Origin of the sequence: Enterococcus raffinosus, assembly GCF_019175485.1 — a bacterium.
In the GTDB taxonomy this organism is placed as follows: domain Bacteria; phylum Bacillota; class Bacilli; order Lactobacillales; family Enterococcaceae; genus Enterococcus_A; species Enterococcus_A raffinosus.
Window position 1 is genome coordinate 931,382 of the sequence record NZ_CP072888.1, and the last position, 16,000, is coordinate 947,381.

At 39.7% G+C, this 16,000-nt stretch carries 12 protein-coding genes and 1 pseudogene; 10 read left to right on the forward strand and 3 right to left on the reverse strand.

Going from position 1 to position 16,000, the window contains the following annotated elements:
* Positions 1-92 precede the first annotated feature (92 nt).
* The 5 genes from J9537_RS04615 to J9537_RS04635 all read left to right on the forward strand — a co-directional run bounded on the left by J9537_RS04615 (position 93) and on the right by J9537_RS04635 (position 6,673).
* Positions 93-2,495, forward strand: coding sequence for a DNA translocase FtsK (locus tag J9537_RS04615; RefSeq protein ID WP_218256889.1), 2,403 nt, complete (start codon positions 93-95; stop codon positions 2,493-2,495).
* Between the two features lie 307 nt (positions 2,496-2,802).
* A complete protein-coding gene (locus J9537_RS04620; protein WP_218256890.1) occupies positions 2,803-4,749 on the forward strand; it encodes a BglG family transcription antiterminator in 1,947 nt (648 codons plus the stop codon).
* 3 nt (positions 4,750-4,752) lie between these two features.
* A complete protein-coding gene (locus J9537_RS04625) occupies positions 4,753-5,214 on the forward strand; it encodes a PTS sugar transporter subunit IIA (RefSeq protein WP_218256891.1) in 462 nt (153 codons plus the stop codon).
* 44 nt (positions 5,215-5,258) lie between these two features.
* On the forward strand, positions 5,259-5,570 hold the full coding sequence (locus J9537_RS04630; RefSeq protein ID WP_010746576.1) for a PTS fructose-like transporter subunit IIB: 312 nt from the start codon (positions 5,259-5,261) through the stop codon (positions 5,568-5,570).
* 11 nt (positions 5,571-5,581) lie between these two features.
* Entirely contained in the window at positions 5,582-6,673 is a 1,092-nt protein-coding gene (locus tag J9537_RS04635; RefSeq protein ID WP_218256892.1) for a PTS fructose transporter subunit EIIC, read from the forward strand.
* A 37-nt stretch (positions 6,674-6,710) separates the two neighbouring features.
* On the opposite strand, the gene J9537_RS04640 is transcribed toward J9537_RS04635, so the two are convergent.
* Positions 6,711-7,469, reverse strand: coding sequence for a DeoR/GlpR family DNA-binding transcription regulator (locus J9537_RS04640; protein WP_218256893.1), 759 nt, complete (start codon positions 7,467-7,469; stop codon positions 6,711-6,713).
* Positions 7,470-7,646: 177 nt separating this feature from the next.
* Here J9537_RS04640 and J9537_RS04645 point away from each other — a divergent pair, with 177 nt between their 5' ends.
* The 5 genes from J9537_RS04645 to J9537_RS04665 all read left to right on the forward strand — a co-directional run bounded on the left by J9537_RS04645 (position 7,647) and on the right by J9537_RS04665 (position 13,468).
* Complete coding sequence (locus tag J9537_RS04645; RefSeq protein ID WP_311855540.1) at positions 7,647-9,995, forward strand: formate C-acetyltransferase; 2,349 nt, start codon at positions 7,647-7,649, stop codon at positions 9,993-9,995.
* A 14-nt stretch (positions 9,996-10,009) separates the two neighbouring features.
* Positions 10,010-10,792, forward strand: coding sequence for a glycyl-radical enzyme activating protein (locus tag J9537_RS04650; RefSeq protein ID WP_218256895.1), 783 nt, complete (start codon positions 10,010-10,012; stop codon positions 10,790-10,792).
* A 247-nt stretch (positions 10,793-11,039) separates the two neighbouring features.
* Positions 11,040-12,107 carry a dual-specificity RNA methyltransferase RlmN gene (gene rlmN, locus J9537_RS04655; RefSeq protein ID WP_218256896.1) on the forward strand — a complete coding sequence of 356 codons (1,068 nt, stop codon included), beginning with the start codon at positions 11,040-11,042 and terminating at the stop codon, positions 12,105-12,107.
* A 106-nt stretch (positions 12,108-12,213) separates the two neighbouring features.
* Positions 12,214-13,032 carry a prenyltransferase gene (locus tag J9537_RS04660; protein WP_218256897.1) on the forward strand — a complete coding sequence of 273 codons (819 nt, stop codon included), beginning with the start codon at positions 12,214-12,216 and terminating at the stop codon, positions 13,030-13,032.
* A gap of 115 nt (positions 13,033-13,147) precedes the next feature.
* Positions 13,148-13,468 carry a hypothetical protein gene (locus J9537_RS04665; RefSeq protein ID WP_245001290.1) on the forward strand — a complete coding sequence of 107 codons (321 nt, stop codon included), beginning with the start codon at positions 13,148-13,150 and terminating at the stop codon, positions 13,466-13,468.
* A 93-nt stretch (positions 13,469-13,561) separates the two neighbouring features.
* Here the strand turns inward: J9537_RS04665 and J9537_RS04670 are convergent.
* Both J9537_RS04670 and J9537_RS04675 read right to left on the reverse strand, forming a co-directional pair.
* Positions 13,562-15,106, reverse strand: a pseudogene (locus tag J9537_RS04670) (IS1182 family transposase); the annotation flags it as partial.
* Between the two features lie 148 nt (positions 15,107-15,254).
* Complete coding sequence (locus tag J9537_RS04675) at positions 15,255-15,734, reverse strand: DUF2798 domain-containing protein (protein ID WP_218256898.1); 480 nt, start codon at positions 15,732-15,734, stop codon at positions 15,255-15,257.
* Positions 15,735-16,000 lie beyond the last annotated feature (266 nt).

Below are 16,000 nucleotides of genomic sequence, written 5' to 3' on the forward strand. Positions count from 1 at the left end.
TAAACTTTAATTAACCAAAAAGAAAAGGCGAGCAAAACTTTTGTTCGCCTTCTTTTTTTTGTATAATGGTACAGAATGGAAAGAGGGATAGCATGGCGCAAAAGAAGCGTACAAAGAAAAAAAGAAAAACAAAAAAACAAAAACAACTGCAAGAACAGCGCCTGATTATAGTCATTGGGCTTTTATTTATTTTATTCGCAGTCTTCTCCTTGTTTAAGCTAGGATTTTTAGGAAATCTGATTGCAAATGTATTACGCTTAGTCGGTGGGAATACGTATCAATTTCTTGCGATACTTTTGGGTCTATATGGCGGGCTACTTGTTGCTAAGAATACGAAATTGCGATTAACAAAGCCGCGGCGCTGGATCGGAATCGGTGTTTTCTATTTGGGAATTCTGCTGATTATCCATGCTCGTTTATTTGCTAATGTGCAAAGCAAAGACCCCAATATTTTGAAGATCACATGGGATTTATTGATGACGGATTTCTTAGGTAATCAAATTACACAAAATGTCGGCGGAGGCATGCTGGGAGGCGTGCTGTATAGTCTAACTCATTTCTTAGTATCCCAAGTTGGAAGCTATTTGATTGCGGTCTTACTATTAATTTTAGGTGGATTCTTATTTAGTCAGCTAGAATTCAATCAAGTGATCGACTATTTATCAAATTTTGTGGAAACAATGCAAGAGAAATTCACTGAGTCAGATGAGAAAAAAGCGATAAAAACGGCTAAAAAGGAAGAACGACAGGCGCAAAAGGCTCAGGCTAAGGCAGAAAAGCAGGCAGCTGAAAAAGCCAAAAAAGAAGCTGAACGGGCGGAGCGCGAGAAGAACAAGGTACGTTCAATGACACCAGGGGAACAATTAGCGAAAGAAAGCCAAGAGCACTTAGTCAATGAACCAGAACAGATGACTTTAGTTCCAATCGAAGGCTTCCAGGAAAACCTAGAGTCGACTGTTCCTCCAGCACCAATGAAAAAAGAATCATTCGATGAAGAGGACATTGAAGATCCAGGAGATTTGGAATTTGAGATCAATGCTGAACCAGAGGATCACGATTATCAGTTGCCGCCTTCAACCTTGTTAGACTCGATTCCTGCTGCAGATCAAAGCGATGAATATAAGAAAATCGAGCAAAATATCAAAGTGCTGGAAAAAACCTTTAATAGCTTTGGTGTAGATGCAAAAGTGGTTAAAGCAAGCCTAGGACCATCGGTTACCAAATTTGAAGTTCAACCAGCAGTCGGTGTGAAGGTCAGCAAGATCGTGAATTTAACAGATGATATTGCCTTGGCCCTAGCGGCGAAAGATGTGCGGATGGAAGCACCGATTCCTGGGAAATCATTGATTGGGATCGAAGTACCTAACAGTACTATCAGCATGGTTTCCTTCCGAGACATCATTGAGGCGCAGCCAAATCATCCAGACAAGCTGCTAGAAGTGCCTTTAGGTCGAGATATTTCTGGGATGGTGCAAACAGCGGATCTATCAAAAATGCCTCACTTACTAGTCGCAGGATCAACCGGAAGTGGGAAATCTGTCTCCATTAACGGAATTATCACTAGCATCTTGATGCGGGCAAAACCAAATGAAGTAAAACTAATGATGATCGACCCGAAAATGGTTGAATTGAATGTCTATAACGGTATTCCCCATTTGTTGACTCCGGTTGTTACGAACCCGCGAAAAGCAGCACAGGCTCTGCAAAAAGTGGTTCAGGAAATGGAAGAACGCTATGAAAAATTTGCGGCTACTGGTGTTCGTAATATCTCTGGATTCAATGAATTAGTCATTCAAAAGAATTTAGAAGATGGACAAAATCGCCCTATCCTACCCTTCATCGTTGTAATCGTTGATGAGTTGGCTGACTTGATGATGGTTGCTAGTAACGAAGTAGAAGATGCCATTACTCGTTTGGCACAAATGGCCCGTGCGGCTGGGATTCATATGATCTTAGCCACACAACGACCAAGTGTTGATGTTATTACGGGGATCATCAAAGCGAATGTGCCTTCGCGAATCGCGTTTGCCGTTTCCAGCGGGACAGATTCACGGACAATTATCGACAGCAATGGTGCTGAAAAACTCTTAGGGCGCGGGGATATGCTGTTCTTGCCGATGGGTGAAAACAAACCAATCCGTGTTCAAGGTGCATTTATTTCAGACCATGAGGTAGAACGCGTAGTGGAATTTGTTTCCGATCAGCAAGAGGCTCATTACGAAGAAAAAATGATGCCGACAGAGGAAACCACCTCGTCACCTTCGGAAACACCTCAGGATGAATTATACGAAGAAGCGAAGGCCTTAGTGGTGGATATGCAAACGGCTAGTATTTCATTGCTGCAGCGACGTTTCCGTATTGGATACAATCGAGCAGCTCGAATCGTTGATGAGCTAGAAGAACACGGAGTAATCGGACCTTCAACAGGTAGTAAACCACGTGAAGTACTCTTGCAAAAAGCTGAGGAAGAACCAGAAAATCCATTAGATGAATAGGAAAGCTTTGCCAAATTATTTTTGGCAAAGCTTTTTTTGTATTTTGCAGTTGCACATATGTGCATAACGGAAACTAATTGGGACTGAATCTGTCTGTTTATTTTTCCGACTTTAATTATAGGCAGAATTTGTAAAAAGCTTGATAGTATAGGGTTTAAAGTGGAAATATAAAGAAATATTTGGACTTGAAATTGATGGAAAGAATAAATTTCAACATTAATGTGTAACTTTTATGTGTTATACAATAGAAAAACCCTGTGCTATCTTTTTGTTAGATTGATAAGCGCTTACAATTGGAGGAATAAAAATGAAAGGGTTGAATCCACGGCAAAAAAAATTAATCCATTTACTTGTACAGAATGAGCAATATCTGCCGGTGTCTTTTTATTCAGAGAAGTTGGAAAAATCAAACCGAACCATTTATTCTGATTTGGAAAAGATTCAAGCTTTGTTACCAAAGGAACAGCTTTTCTTAGAAAAGAAACCACGGCTTGGTATTCATTTAAGAGGTACAGTCGAAGCGAAACTGCACTTTTTAGAACAAATTACCGGAGCCAGACAAGAAGCGGTGGTTGAATCGCGGGAACGTCAATGGCAGATTGTGAAACAACTATTGATCGAAGATAAGACTGTGACGCAGCAGAAGCTTGCACAACAGTTTCATGTGAGCCCGAGCTCGATTGTTAGCGATTTGGAGAAAATTACTGAAAAGTATCGTTTGATACTGTCATCCTCAAAACGCGGAACGAAAATCATCGGGAATGAGGAGGAAATTCAAAATAGTCTCTTTCGTTTTTGTGAAGATTATTTGGATGTCCATGGTATTGATACGGATCAGCTTTTTGATGAAGCAACGCAATACGTATTATTTCAGTTGCTCCCACAACAATTAGTCAAAGTTCTATTGGAACAAGTAAGGAAGTGGAGAAGTCAAACAGATTTCTGTATTCCAGAACAGTATGTAAAATCGCTCGTTATTCGACTACTTGTCTTTTGTTTTCGGTTGAGTAAAGGGAAACATATCGAGGAAAAAGAGTTTTTATTTGATCAAATAAAACTGATTGATACGTTTTTGATGGCAAATGAGTTATTAGAAAAGGTTGCGGAAGTCATAACGTTTGATTTCGACGAAGACGATGTTTCCTATGTGAATCGTCAGTTAGTCGGGTACGGAGTCAAGCCAAATACGAAAGAACAGAAGCGTTATGAGAAATATGCAAGCACGATCCAAGCGATTTTAAAAAATATGAGTGAAATGATGCAAATTGATTTCTTAGCAGACACGCAACTATCTGAACGATTTGCCAGTCATTTTGTTCCGATGGTCTATCGATTAAAAATGGGGATCGTGATTACGAATCCATTAGTCGAAGAAATCAGGAATCAGTATGGAATTACTTTCAGTGCGACGTGGTATGCGTTGGCAAATGTCGAAGAAAAATTGGGTGTCCAATTTAATGATGAAGAAGTCGCTTTAGTGGCAATGTACTTTCAAGTTTCATTGGAAAAAAGTCAAAATGGTAAAAAGATTTTAATCGTTTGTCCAAACGGTATCGGCACTTCCGAATTGATTTTTAATAAAATTAAACGAATCTTACCGGCACAGGATACGGCTGAAGTTACAACAGTAGATAAACTTTATAAGAAAAATTTGAGCAATGTTGATCTGGTCATTTCTTCCATTAAGCTAGAAAAGATAAATAAACCAATTATTACGGTTTCTACCTTAGTTACCCAAGAAGATATTATAAATATCACAGCATTTTACGCACATTTATTTTATTCTGAAGATGCAGAGGAAGCCGAGGAAATCAAATTACCTATTTTGAAGAGGGTGATTGACTTGGAGTATATTTACACACAGAAAAAATTTTCAAATAAGGAAGTTTGTTTACATTGGTTGATTGATCGTTTAGAGAAGAAGCAGATAGTCACAAGGGCTTTTCGCAGAGAAGTTTTTGACCGTGAGGCAATTGGTGAAACGGCACTAGCAACAGGTGTAGCAATTCCTCATGCGTCTCCTCAAAATGTTCTGCAAACGAAAATTGCCGTCGTCACTCTTGAACAGCCGATTATTTGGGACCAGCGAAAAGTACATTATGTATTTTTAATGTGTATTGCAAAAAATGATCGTAAACTTGTTCGTGGTGTAATTACTGATATTCATAAAATCGTCCAATCAGAGAAACAGTTGACAAATTTTTTCGCAGAAAGAAATGCAAAAGAGATTTATAACAATATTATCAGGAGGTAAAACATGCAAGTAATTAACGAAGAATTAGTTGATTTAGCAGTTGATGCGGACTCAAAAATGAGTGCCATCAGTATTCTAGCAGATCGAATTAATCAGGCAGGACGACTACATAATCATGCCGGATACATTGAAAGTGTCGTGGAACGAGAAAATTTAACGACAACAGGTATCGGCTTTGGGATCGCGATTCCTCATGGAAAAAGTCCCCATGTCAAAGAGACAACCGTAGCCTTCGGACGCTTGAACAATAAAATCGATTGGCAAAGTCTTGATGGTGAAAGTGTTGGATTAGTCTTTTTATTGGCAGTTCCAGAAGAATGTCAAGGGGATCAGCATTTGAAAATAATCGCTGGATTATCAAGAAAATTAGTTCATCAAGAGTTTCGTGACACTTTAAAACAGGCTTCAAGTGATTGCGAAATCGTCGAACTGCTTAATGACAGCTTGGCAGGTGTCTTAGTATAAAAGTTAATACAAACAAATTTAAATGATATAAAGGAGCGAAAACTATGAAATTAGTTGCTGTAACTGCTTGTCCATCAGGCGTAGCCCACACTTACCTTGCTGCAGAAAGCTTAGAGGTAGCGGCGAAAAAGAACAACGTTGAAATTCATGTCGAAACACAGGGATCGATCGGAATCGAAGATGAATTATCAATGGATCAGATCCAAAGTGCGGATGCGGTGATTTTGACCAATAACATCGGAATTAAAAACGAAGAACGCTTCAAAGGAAAACCAGTAGTCCGTGTGAGTGCAGGTGATTGCATCAACAAAGGAGAAGCGATTGTCAAAAAACTCCAACAAAAATTAGCAAAATAGGAGGAACTGGAATGATAGAACTATTAAAAAATACGAGAAAAAATTTGATGACGGGCGTCTCCTACATGATTCCATTCGTTGTAGCTGGTGGAATTTTATTGGCCCTGAGCGTGCTGCTTTCTGGAAATGCTTCTGTGCCAGATAAAGGCTGGTTAGCCGACATCGCGAATATTGGTATTACAGGACTTGGCATGATGGTACCAATTTTATCTGGCTATATCGCCTTTTCAATGGTGGATCGTCCAGGATTGGCACCGGGGATTATTGGCGGATTGATCGCTAGCAATATTGGAGCGGGTTTTTTAGGGGGGATTTTATCAGGGATCATTGCAGGAGTTGTGGTTTTTTACCTGAAGAAAATTAAATTACCATCTAGTTTGCGTTCATTAGGTCCGATTTTTATTATTCCATTATTTGGCACATTGATCGTTGGTATTTTGATGTATTGGGTGATTGGTCAGCCAATCGCCACATTGATGACGGCATTAACTAAATGGTTGGAATCCATGGGGACTGGAAATTTGGTAGTCTTAGGATTAATTTTAGGAGCAATGATTGCTTCCGATATGGGCGGTCCAATCAATAAGGTAGCGTTTAGCTTTGGTTCTGCAATGGTAGGCACGATCAATCCTGCAACTGGTTTGCCTAGTGAAACCGCGTTAACGATCATGGCGGGAATTGGAGCGGCAATCTGCATTCCACCGCTTGCCATGGGATTAGCGACAATAGTTGCACCTAAGAAATTTACAGTAGAGGAAAGAAATTCAGGTAAAGCAGCGATCGTTATGGGAATGGTTGGTATTTCAGAAGGAGCGATCCCCTTCGCTGCAGCAGATCCTCTACGCTGCATTCCAGCAAATATGATCGGTAGCGCTATTGGAGCGGCTATAGTGATGGTTCTAGGTGCTGGTAACCCAGCGCCTTGGGGTGGATGGATTGTTGCGCCAGTTGCACAAAATCCGTTCGTGTATATTCTCGGAACAGTGATTGGTTCTGTCATTACAGCAGGAATCGTCATTGCTTTGAAGAAGCCGATTGTTGATGAATCCATGCAAGCAGTTGCTCTGGAAGACGATTTTGATCTAGATATTGAGATTATGTAGTAAAAAGATGTGCCGACAAATGCTCGGCGCATCTTTTTTAAACCAAAATCAATTTTGCGTATGCACGGATCATTCGTTCGTAATCTAATGGGAGCTCTTTATTTGAGATAACGATATCGACTTCAGACCAAGGAGCAACTTGAACGAGGGAGGTCTTTTCAAACTTTGTGTGATCAAGCAGAACGATTGTTTTAGTAGATTTTTTTAGCATTCGCCGCTTAGCTTCAGCATCAATCAGTGAAGAGGTGCAAAAACCTTTACGATTTTTAACCCCGCTGGAGCCGAAAAAGCATAGATCGAACTGAATATCCGGGTAGATCTCACTGCCGCTATTGCGAAAAGCCATATCGTCAGGAGAGTATTCACCGCCGAAACAAAAAAGTTTATGGTGACCGCTGGCTAACTGAGTAATGGCTGCTAAGGAGCTAGTGAAAATTTGCTTCTCTTCTAAAGAAAGCATTTTTTTAGCGAGCAGGGCCAAGGTGCTGCCTTGGTCTAAGCCAATCGTGTAATCCTCTGAAGTAATACACCTCATAGCCGCTTGCGTGAGTTTTTTTTTTTCAGGAAACTGTGTCGTTCGTTGGAAAACAGGAGCCAATTCTTTTTCAAGTATCAATCTGGCCTTTCCATGATGTTTTTCCAATATTCCTTCTTTAGCTAAATAGGCTAAATCCTTTCGGATGGTTTCATCGGAGACTTGAAATTTTCTCACTAATTCACGAACTTTGATCTCTTTTTGTTGATATAAAAGTTCAGTGATTTGTTTGCGACGTTTTGCGATTTCAGCAGCTTTCATTCATCAATCCTCCCGTTTTTCATTTACGGTAGCATGAGAATCCAACAAAAACAATCTAAAACTTGGGAAAAGTTGAACAAATCCAACTTTTTTCTCATATTTCAAAGAAGTCTATGGTTTGAAGTAAAAAAACTTTCTATACTAATGGAAAATAGAAATAAAAAAGGAGTGAAAAACTTGGGAACGGGAGTTATTAATCATGAAAAAAATATTGCTAATGTAGTAGTAAAAGGGAACCCACGTATTCAAATGATGAAGGATCATCTCTTCAAAGAGAAACGCCAAATTTCCTTAGAACGTGCACTACTTTACACAGAAAGCTATCGTCAGACGGAAGGTGAACCCACAATTGTTCGTCGGGCAAAAGCGGTCGCTCATATCCTTGAAAAGGTGGAAATTAGTATTCGTGAAGGAGAATTGCTAGTGGGAAACCGGACGGTTCGTCCGCGGTCAGGAATTCTTTCACCCGAGATGGATCCTTATTGGATTATGCAGGAAATTAATACGATCGCTTCACGTCCACAAGACCAATTTGAATTCACTGAGGCAGATAAAAAAATTTATCGGGAAGAGCTATACCCTTATTGGGAAAAACGTTCGATGAAGGATTTTATCAATGGTGAACTGACAGATGAAGTGAAGATGGCACTGAAAGATGAAGTTTTCAAGCTGAATCAAACAGATAAAGGCCAAGGGCATATCATTATGGATTTCCCAGGAATATTATCGCGAGGGATTGGGAATTATCTTATTCTATTAGAGAAAAAAATTAGTGAAGAGCCAGATAATCATTTCTATCAGGCAGGTAAAATCGTATTTACAGCGATGACGGATCATTTTATCCGCTATGCAGAATTAGCAGAAGAGAGCAGTAGAAGTGAAAAAGACCAGCAACGAAGTCGAGAACTGCAAGTGATCGCTGAAATGTGCCGCAAACTAAGTAATGAAAAACCGGATTCTTTTTACGAAGCGCTGCAATTATTATGGATGACTAGTATTGTAGGCCAATATGAATCAAATGCTTCATCCCTTTCTTTAGGGAGAATGGATCAATATTTGTATCCTTTTTATCAAATGTCACTGCAAGCAGGAGTGGATGAAAAATTCCTCTACGAAGTTCTGGGAGACTTTTATATTAAGACAAATGATGTTGTGCTTTTGCGTTCTGAGAGTAGTGCCAAATGTTTTGCTGGATTTCCAACAGGCTATACGGTTGTTTTAGGTGGACTAGATGAATTAGGACATACTTCGGTAAACCCGCTATCTTTTGTAATGTTGGAGCTTTATCATGAAATCTTGTTGCCTCAGCCAAACTTATCGGTACGTATGAACGAATTAATTCCCAGACGTTTTTTGCTTAAAACTGTCGAGACGATTCGATTGGGGACAGGCATTCCACAATTATTTAACGATGAGGTTTGTGTTCCAGCCTTTTTGAGCAAAGGAGTGTCCCTTGATGATGCTCGGGATTACGCGACGGTGGGCTGTGTCGAGACATCGATTCCTGGCAAAACTTACGGACTGCACGATATCGCACTGTTTAACTTACTAAGGATTATGGAATTGAGTATGTATGAGTTAAGAGATGATGCTGAATTAACCTATAACCAGTTGGTGAAGACGATCGAAAAGAAAATTGATTATTATGTTGAACTAGTAGTCAAGGGCTCAAACATTGTTGACTTAGGTCACCGCCATTATGCGCCGACACCCTTTTTATCTGTGTTGATCGATGATTGTTTAGCAAAGGGCAAAGACGTTACAGAAGGCGGCGCACGTTATAATTTCTCAGGAGTGCAAGGTATCGGCGAGGCTAATCTAAGTGACTCTCTATATGTTATCAAAAAAATGGTTTTTGAAAAGAAAGAGATGAGCTTTAGTCAGTTAGTAGAGGCGTTAGAAGCAAACTTTTCAGGCGAGTATGCTGACTTGCAAACACATGTGATTCAAGACTTTGAAAAATTCGGCAATGATGATGAAGAGCTAGATATTATTGCAGCAAAGTTGTTTCGTCATTATGCTAAAGAGTTAGAAAAATACGAAAATGTAAGGGGCGGTAAATTTATCCCGGGTGCTTATACAGTATCTGCTCATATACCATTAGGAGAAGCAGTCGGTGCGACACCTGACGGACGCAAAGCACAGGAACAATTAGCTGACGGCGGTTTATCACCGATGGTTGGAAGAGATCATTTAGGGCCTACCGCGGTATTAAAATCAGTCAGCAAGCTAGATAATTATTTGACCGTCAATGGCAGCTTGTTGAATTTGAAGTTTCAGCCAAACACTTTGAAGGGACAGCAGGGATTAAACAAATTTGCTGATTTCTTAATGGCGTTTACTAAATTAAAAATTCAACATGTTCAATTCAATGTTCAATCAAAAGAAACCTTACTGGAAGCACAAAAGCATCCAGAAAAATATTCAGGTTTATTGGTTCGTGTCGCAGGCTACAGTGCCTTTTTCGTAGATTTGAACAAACAAATTCAGGATGACATTATCGCGCGTGTCGAACATCAATTGTAGGATGAGGGATAGAAATGGATCAAGGGTTAGTTTTTAATATTCAACGTTATTCTGTACATGATGGCGGCGGGATTCGTACATTAATTTTCTTAAAGGGCTGTCCATTGCGCTGTCCTTGGTGTTCCAATCCTGAGTCACAAAAAAATGTAGAGCCTGTTAGCTGGAAGAAAAATGGCAAAACAGAACAAATTGGGCAATGGCGTTCAATCGACGACTTGCTAGATGAAGTACTGAAGGATGAGATTTTTTACCGCACGTCTGGCGGCGGTGTAACCTTATCTGGTGGAGAGGTTTTGATGCAGGCTGATTTTTCCGAAAAATTTTTACGGGAGTTGAGAGACCTTGGTATTCATACGGCCATCGAAACAACTGGGTGTTTTCCAGTTGAACGACTAAAGAAGATTGCTCCTGTAGTTAATCAAGTACTATTCGACTTGAAGATTATGGACCATTGCGAAGCAAAAAAAGTTATCGGATTGGATTCTAAAATCGTAGAAGAAAATTTTGACTATCTTTTAACACAAAGGCAGATCCAATTAATTCCGAGAATTCCATTAATCCCTTCATACACGACGAACAAGAGCAATATTCAGCAGTTAATTAGATTTTTGACTGCACGAAAAGTAACAGAAGTACATTTGCTGCCGTTCCATCAATACGGCAGCAGTAAGTATGAGTATCTGGGTTGGGAATATCATATGAAAGAGGTTCAGGTCTTGACTCAAGTAGAAGTTGATACGATTAAAGAACTGTTTGAACGTGAGGGGATCGCTGCAAATATTGACGGATTGGAATGAGAGGGTAACTACCTCTCTTTTTTTCTGGAACACCGAGTTTGTGAATTTTTTTCTTTTTTCCAAAGTTGATTGTTTTCTCCTTGTGAATCGGTTATAGTATGTAGCGAATGTCGCCATTTTTCGAATGTTACGAAAAGTGGAAGACGTACGAAGAGAAATTTTTTGAAATTTCTGATCTTATTAGTGAGCTTGCTTGTCCTTTAATAATGAGCGAGCGCTTCGGTAGAATGTAGTAGGAGGTAACACCTTGGAAAAACCCTCAATTTATGGTTTAAGAAGAGAAGAATTGGTCGAATGGTTTTTAGAACATGGAGAGAAGAAATTCCGTGCCACACAGGTATGGGAATGGCTATATCGCAGCCGTGTAACTGAATTTGCGGAGATGAGCAACCTATCGAAAAAAACGATTGCTCTGTTAGAAGAAAATTTTGTTATCAATCCATTAAAGCAATTAGTTGTGCAGGAAGCCAGCGATGGAACGGTCAAGTATTTATTTGAATTACCGGATCATTTGATGATCGAAACTGTTTTGATGCGTCAAGAATACGGATTGTCTGTCTGTGTAACGACTCAAGTGGGCTGCAATATCGGTTGTACCTTCTGTGCTTCAGGATTATTGAAGAAGCAGCGTGATTTAACAGCTGGTGAAATTGTTGCTCAGATTATGTTGGTACAGCATTATTTTGATGAACGCGGTGAAGAGGAGCGTGTCTCCCATGTCGTGGTTATGGGGATCGGCGAGCCATTTGATAATTATAAAAATGTCATGGACTTTCTAAATGTGATTAATGATGATAAGGGGATGGCAATCGGTGCACGCCACATCACGGTTTCCACAAGTGGTTTGGTTCCTAAGATCAAGAAGTTCGCAGAAAATGGCTTACAGGTGAACTTGGCAATTTCACTGCATGCGCCTAATAACGAGGTTCGTTCATCAATCATGCGAATCAATCGTAGTTTCCCCATCGAAAAATTGATGGAAGCTGTTGACTATTATATAGAAGAAACAAATCGTCGAGTCACCTTTGAATACATCATGCTTTCTGGAGTAAACGATCGACCAGATCACGCACAGGAATTGGCGGATCTGATGAAGAACAAGAAAAAATTAGTTTATGTGAACCTGATTCCTTATAATCCAGTCAGTGAACATGACCAATATTCACGTAGTAGTAAAGCAGATGTGTTACGCTTTTACGATGTTTTGAAAAAGAATGGTATCAATTGTGTGATTCGTAAGGAACATGGAACAGACATTGACGCAGCTTGCGGACAATTACGCAGTAAACAAATGAAAAAAGCAACAGCGAAATAAATAGCTTACTTCCTCATTTTTAGTGAGGAAGTTTTTTTAATTAATCACGAAAATAACTGGAATGACTATGATACACTGAAAAGAAAGGGCATTCAAGGAGAATAAAATGGATAAAGCAGCAGACATTCAAGCAATTTTAGCTCATCGGTATGATCAAGGATGGGATTATTGGACGACAGAGGATAGGCGATTAGGCAAAGGGGCGCCGTTTTCTTGTTTAGAATCAGCGGAATACCTATTGGAGTTAGGGATGGATCCGCAGGAAGAAATTCTGCAAAAAGTAGCAGAACTTATATGGGAAAGCTGGCGTGAACCTGGTGAATTTAAACTTTATCCAAAAGGCGCCGTTTTCCCCTGTCAAACGATCCCGGCAGCGACTCTTTTAGTTCGTTTGGGACACGAGGATGATCCGCGAATGAAGCAAACACAAGAGCATTTGCTCTCGACTCGATACGAAGACGGCGGCTGGTGGTGCAAAAAATTTTATTTTGGACGAGGACCAGAGACAGAGTTTTCTAATCCATTACCAACACTAAATGCATTAGAGCTCTTCCGTCGGACAAAATTCATTGAAGAAGCGGAACTCGATGATGCAGTAGAGTTTTTGTTGCACCATTGGGATACAAAAGCTCCAATTGGTCCTTGCCACTATGGAATCGGAACCTTATTTATGCAGGTAGAGTATCCGTTTCGCGGATATGATCTCTTTTATTATCTCTATGTACTGTCCTTTTATGAAAAGGCCCGACAGGATGTACGTTTCAAAGAAGCATTTGAAGCACTGAAGGAAAAAACGAAGGAGGGACAAATCATTGTTGAGCGAGTTGTTCCTAAATTACGAAAATTGAGTTTTTGTAAAAAGGACCAAGCGAGTGATCTGGCAACGGAACGTTATCAAGAAATTTTGAATAATTTAGCAATATAGCTCTTTTTGCGTCTCTTTTTAGTAAATAGGGAGGTGCAGAATGAAATTAATTGAGATTAAAAGAGAATACGGACTCAATCAAAATACGTTTTATGGCTGGTTAAAGGAAAATTAAATGATTGTAAAGGAATTGACGAGTTACTCGGTAGGGCTAAACGCGTTAGAAGGAATGGCGACTAGTACAAATCGGCGGGTCACTGAAGATGGCGATATCTTGATTACGAAACAAGTCATCGTTGACAATCAAAGAATCCCTGAGCTTTTAGAGCGCTATGAGTCATCAGGGTTACCGAGAAGATATTCTCCTCAAAAAAAGGAGCGAGGACAGAATTCAAACGATGAGTTAGAAAAGCGAGTGGCAATTCTTGAAAAGCAGGTATATATCCTCACTGAACAATTAGCAACATTCATTAAGCAAAACGAGGCCGTGACATAAGTCATAGTCTTTAATAGGAAAAAATTGGCGTCCATAAATCAGTAAATGATTTATGGACGCCAATTTCTATGTACCCAAGGTGCCCAGCCGTTTCATTGCCGCTAACTTTCTCATATTCAATGCCATGATAAGGATGCCCGTTTCCTTTTTCACCTTTTCCATGCCTCGAACATGGTACCGAGTGAAATGCAAACAAGCCTTCATCCATCCAAAAACAGGTTCTACGTCAATTTTTCTTTGTGCGTAGATTTTTCCATTTTCAGGTTCTGAAAGCAAGGTGCGTTGTTTGGCTTTAAAATATTCTAACGAAGGATTGACCTTAATGATGCGTGTATTTCCCCCTTGGGTCAACGCTTCTTGAATCACTTCTTTGTTTTCTGTGTATTTCTCTGCTTTGTATTCTTTAAAATCTCGGACAAACCCATCGACTTTATCCGTCTCTGTTCTGTACGCATTGAAATTAAAACGAACACCTTTTGGATCAAGATAATAATCCTCTTGTTCGTTGTACGTCCAATTCATCACTTTTCGTTCGTCCGATTGCCACTTCTTACTCTGTTCTTTCAACATCGTTGAGTAAGGGATCAATGCAGTGTGGTTCGGTAGTTCATCTTCAAGGTACCGATAATTTTGTTCTGAACCATACCCTGCATCCGCGACAATATGCATTGGGAGGCGATTCGCCACGTTCAATTTTTTTATAAACGTGGGAAAGGTTTTGGTATCCGTTGGATTTTGATAGACATCATAACCCAAAATGAACTGATTACTGGTGGCTATTTGAAGATTGAACGCAGGTTTTAATTGCCCATTGCGCATAGGATCTTCTTTGACACGCATAAATGTGGCATCGTTATCTGTTTTTGAATAGCTATTGCGGGCACCACAAATAACTAAGCGCTGTTGATGATCGACCATTTTTTCACGCCGTTCATTTAGTTTTCGTGTTTGTGCTTTTAATAAACGGCGCTGCTGTTTGGCTGGATTTGGTGAAACCTTTCTGGTTTCAAGTACTTCTTGTTCCAATTCTTCTAGCCGTATTTCCAACCTCGTCAGTACTTCATCTATCATATCTAATGTGAGTGAGGTTCCTTCAGGAACGTGACTCGCTAAATGTGCCTCTTTCAGTTCAGACATCAAAGAGACGATCTGCTCACGATTCATTTTGTCATAGTTGAGCGTGGTCTTTTTCCAAACAAAACTGTATTTATTGGCATCTGCGAGGAGCTTCGTTCCATCGATAAAAATCGAATCATTAATCAATTGTCGCTCTCTTAAATAATGGACCAACGAATCCAACCCTTTTTCGATCAATGTTTCTAACTCATTGGAAACACGAAAGCGGGCAATGGTTCGATAGGTAGGCATCTGTTCTTGGGTCAACCAACGAGCCGGTAGGCTTTCTTCTGCCAACTGTTCAATTTTCCGACTGCTAAACACACTACGGGTATAGGCAAAAAGAACCAGTTTTAACATCGCACTCAAATCATAGTTCCGGGGACGACCAAAAAGATAGGAATCCGTGATTTCAAGAGATTCAACGAGTTCATTAATAAACCAAGCAGTGCTGTCTTTTTTTGGAATATAAGAAGTTGTGATATCTAAAGTGAGTTGATTCATGTTATAATTTGTATGCATGATTTTGATCCTTTCGGGGATTGAATGATTTAGAGTACGGGTGCTACCGTACTCTTTTATTTTACCCAAAAAGCACTAGAAAAGGACGTTTTTACGTCGTTTCTAGTGCTTTTTTTTGAGACTTATGTCACAGCCTCGTTTTTTTTCTTTAGGCTGTGATTGTTCCTTCAGGGAAAATTCTTCTGAAAACTTTGCGAACAAGTGGACCTGCGATTAGTATTTGAAATGGTAGAGCCATAACAAGATTTTTCAAAATATTCGTTCCCCAAATAATGAATAGCAGATGCCATTCGTGGGTTTGGCTTAGTACCTCAAGCGTACCATATAGTGACATAAAAAAGACCATTGGCAAAACCATACAGCTGGAAATGGTTAAAATTTTACGTAAAGGGCTAGCAAAGGTAGGTAGAAGTTTAAAGGCTATTTTTTTTGCAGGACCCGAAACGACAAACCAATCCAACAGTAAAGCACAGCAATAACCTAGCGGCAAGCCGAGCCAGGCTGATTTAAGAACTTCGAAAGTGAAGGCTCCTGAATGCAAATAAATATTGTACAAACTCATCCAGAACACCATCACAAAACACATCATAATTGTATAAACAAAACTTTCTCTTTTATTACTTGGCATAAAAATCCTCCTATTATTTGAATACAGCGACTTTTATAGAAAGAAAACGTTTTTCGATAACCTGAACAAAGATATTAGTGGAAGCTATATATCAAACGGAACTTTAAATAAAATGTAGCAAAGAATGTATTCGTTTCATTATTTGATTGTCTGCGAAAGGCAGAACTCACAAAAAAGCGGCCATCGTATAACTCGCTACGATGACCACTTTGGGAATCTTCACTGCGTTATGGAAAGACGTTTTTTGCTTTTTCCATTATATACAC